Origin of the sequence: Microbacterium sp. K41 (assembly GCF_004794395.1) — a bacterium.
Classification (GTDB): domain Bacteria; phylum Actinomycetota; class Actinomycetes; order Actinomycetales; family Microbacteriaceae; genus Microbacterium; species Microbacterium sufflavum.
In genome coordinates, this window is the sequence record NZ_SSDO01000499.1 from 1 (window position 1) to 3,056 (window position 3,056).

At 71.9% G+C, this 3,056-nt stretch carries 4 protein-coding genes; 3 read left to right on the top strand and 1 reads right to left on the bottom strand.

Translation table 11 applies throughout. From position 1 onward, the window contains the following. From DW309_RS16505 to DW309_RS16515, 3 genes are all read left to right on the top strand, one after another. Positions 1-1,064, top strand: a 1,064-nt coding sequence (locus DW309_RS16505) for a cytochrome b/b6 domain-containing protein (RefSeq protein ID WP_240753267.1), incomplete at its 5' end; no start/stop codon positions are given. 54 nt (positions 1,065-1,118) lie between these two features. Further along, on the top strand, positions 1,119-1,865 hold the full coding sequence (locus DW309_RS16510) for a hypothetical protein (RefSeq protein ID WP_136045988.1): 747 nt from the start codon (positions 1,119-1,121) through the stop codon (positions 1,863-1,865). Further along, positions 1,850-2,311 carry a nuclear transport factor 2 family protein gene (locus tag DW309_RS16515; protein ID WP_136034428.1) on the top strand — a complete coding sequence of 154 codons (462 nt, stop codon included), beginning with the start codon at positions 1,850-1,852 and terminating at the stop codon, positions 2,309-2,311. Before DW309_RS16510 ends, DW309_RS16515 begins: the two co-directional genes overlap by 16 nt. Positions 2,312-2,327: 16 nt before the next feature. On the opposite strand, the gene DW309_RS16520 is transcribed toward DW309_RS16515, so the two are convergent. After that, positions 2,328-3,056 (bottom strand): oxidoreductase (locus tag DW309_RS16520; RefSeq protein WP_446724767.1); only part of this gene is annotated, 729 nt, incomplete at its 5' end.

Here is a 3,056-nt window from a genome sequence, read left to right on the forward strand (position 1 = left end):
CCGCTCCCGCCGCCACCGCTCCCGCTGCCGCTGCCGTTCCCGCCGCCGCGACGCCGAGCACGACGGAGATCGTGCCGGCCGCCGACCTCGCGACGCCGCTGCCGTGGACGCGGACGGTGTGGAACGGCCGTGCGCCGCGTCACCTCACGACCTCTCCGGACACGGGTCGCCGCCGCCCGACCTGGACGCAGGCGATCGCGGGGCTCTTCGGTGCCGCGGCCCTGGGCGTGCTGGCCGGCGCGGCCGTCGCGCTGGTGCGGGCACTGCTGAGCGCCCCGTTCATGCAGGACTTCCTGGCAGCGTTCCCCGGCGAGTACGAGCCGGCGATCCCGGTCGAGCCGGGCTTCGCGCCGTGGGTCAACTGGGCGCATTTCTTCAACATGTTCCTGATCGTGCTGATCATCCGCTCGGGTCTGCAGGTGCGCACCGAGAAGCGGCCGACCGTGTTCTGGACGCCGCGGAACAACCCCAAGGGAAAGATCAGCCTGAACCTCTGGTTCCACCAGGCGCTCGACATCCTGTGGCTCGTGAACGGCGTGGCCTTCGTGGTGCTGCTCTTCGTCACCGGGCACTGGGTGCGCATCGTGCCGACGAGCTGGGAGGTCTTCCCGAACGCGCTGTCGGCGGCCCTGCAGTACGTCTCGCTCGACTGGCCGCACGAGAACGGCTGGAACAACTACAACAGCCTGCAGCAGCTCGCCTACTTCGTGACCGTGTTCGTGGCGGCGCCGCTCGCCGCCGCCACCGGTTTCCGCATGTCGGGGCTGTGGCCGAAGAGGGCGGAGCGGCTGTCGAAGGCGTACCCGGTGGAGTGGGCGCGCGCGCTGCACTTCCCGATCATGCTGTACTTCGTGGCGTTCATCGTCGTGCACGTGGCACTCGTGATGCTCACCGGGTTCCAGCGCAACCTCAACCACATGTTCGCGGCGCAGGATGCGGCGACCTGGACCGGGTTCTGGGTGTTCGTGCTCTCGCTCGTCGTGATCGCGGGCGCGTGGGCGGCGGCGCGTCCGCTCGTGCTCGCCCCGATCGCGAAGCTCTTCGGCAAGGTCTCCGGTCGCTGATCGCCCGAGGCGAGCGGGTGTTGACAGGTCACCAAGCAAACGCTTGACTGGGGCGTGTCGCTGCCTCTCGCCTTCTTCTCCTTCGTCCGTCTCGACGACCGCTCACAGCACGCCGAGTACAACCGCTGGCATCAGCTCGACCACCGGCCCGAGAACCTCGCCCTGCCCGGCGTCGCAGGGGGAGGCCGGTGGGAAGTGCGACCGACGGGTGATGGTCTGGCCACAGGGTCACTCGCCGGCGCTGTGGACTTCGTCGCCATGTACTGGTTCCGCGACCCGGTCGACGAGTCCGTCGCCGCGTGGGATGCGCTCGGGGAGGCCTCGTTCCAGTGGGGTCGCGGGCCGCTGCTCCCGGGCATCCAGCGCCCCCTGCTCGCGTTCTTCCGTCCGGTGAAGGGCTATGCCGCCCCGCGCGCTCTGGTGTCGCCCGACGTGCTGCCCTACCGCCCGAACCGCGGACTGCACCTCACCGCCACCCGCTTCGCCGAGCCGCATGGCCACAAGGCCCACGAGGCGCATCGGCGAGAGGACCGCGAACTCATCCCGGCCCTGCTCGACGTGGACGGCGTCGCCGGCGCCTGGACCTTCTCGTACAGCCACCCGCAGCGGCACTCCTCCCTGCCGTTCGACGAGAGCCCGGCCGATGAGCCGGGGTCCCTGCGCCTCCGCCTGCTCTATCTGGAGGACGATCCCGACCTCGTGACCCCGGCTCTGCGCGCCGTGGAAGAGCGGTTCCCCGGGGCGGGCGAGGTCGTGCTGTCGACCCCGGTGCACACGATCATCCCGTGGCAGGACTGGTGAGCGCCGATCTCGAACGGCGGCTGCGGGCGCTCGAGGACCGCGCAGAGATCGCCGAGCTGATCGCGCGGTACGGGCCCGCCGTGGACAGCGCGGACGCCGCCGAGGTCTCGGCGCTCTGGGCGGCGGATGGCACCTACCGCTTCGACGACACGGTTCTGGACGCGGACGGCATCCGGACCCTGGTCGACCTGCCGTCGCACCGCGAGTATCTGCGCCGCGGCTGCGCGCACGTACTCTCCGCCCCTCGGATCGAGATCGACGGGGACACGGCGGTGGCCGTGACGCACTCCGTGGTGCTGCTGCGCGACGGCGACCACTGGGAAGCGGAGCGGGTCAGCGCCAACCGGTGGGAGCTGGTGCGAACGACGAACGGATGGCGCGTGCGGGAGCGCCGCAATCACCTGCTCGACGGGGATGCGGTCGCCAGAGAGCTGCTCGCTCCCTGAGTGCTCGGGCTCCGGCTCAGCCCTCGAAGCGCGAGAGCGGGGTCTCACCCGCGGCGGCGAGCCGGGCGAGCGTCCGCGCGCGCGGACCGAGGGCGCTGCCGAACCGCACGTCCCATCCCTCGTGGCTGTCGTCGCCGAGCGCCGCGCGCGCGTGATGCGGCCAGTTGGGGTCGTCGAGCGCCTCCCGGCCGAGCAGCACGAGATCGGCGTCGCCGTGGTCGAGCAGTCGATCGGCCTGCACGGGGTCCACGATCAGGCCCACCGTCGCGGTCGGCACCCCGGCCTCGTCGCGGATGCGGCGGGAGAAGTCGGCGTGGAAGGCGAAGCCGCGGCGGACCCTGGTGTCCGTCGAGCGGTCGGTGGTGATGCCCCCGGACGAGGTGTCGATGAGGTCCACGCCCTCCGCGGCGAGGGCGCGCGCGATGCCGACCGTGTCGTCGATGCCCAGTCCGTCCGCGGCGCCGTCGACCGCGGACAGCCGGAACGACAGCGGGATGCCGTCGCCGATCGCCGACCGCACGGCGGTGACCACCTCGCGCGGGTAGCGGAGCCGGTTCTGCGGACTGCCGCCGTACGCGTCGGTGCGACGGTTCGACACGGGGGAGAGGAACGAGTGCAGCAGGTAGCCGTGGGCGCCGTGCAGCTCGACGAAGCGGAACCCCGCGGCGACCGCCCGCACCGCGGCGTCGTGCCAGTCCTGCACGGAGCGGGCGATGTCGGCCGCGGTGACCGCCGCGGGCACGGC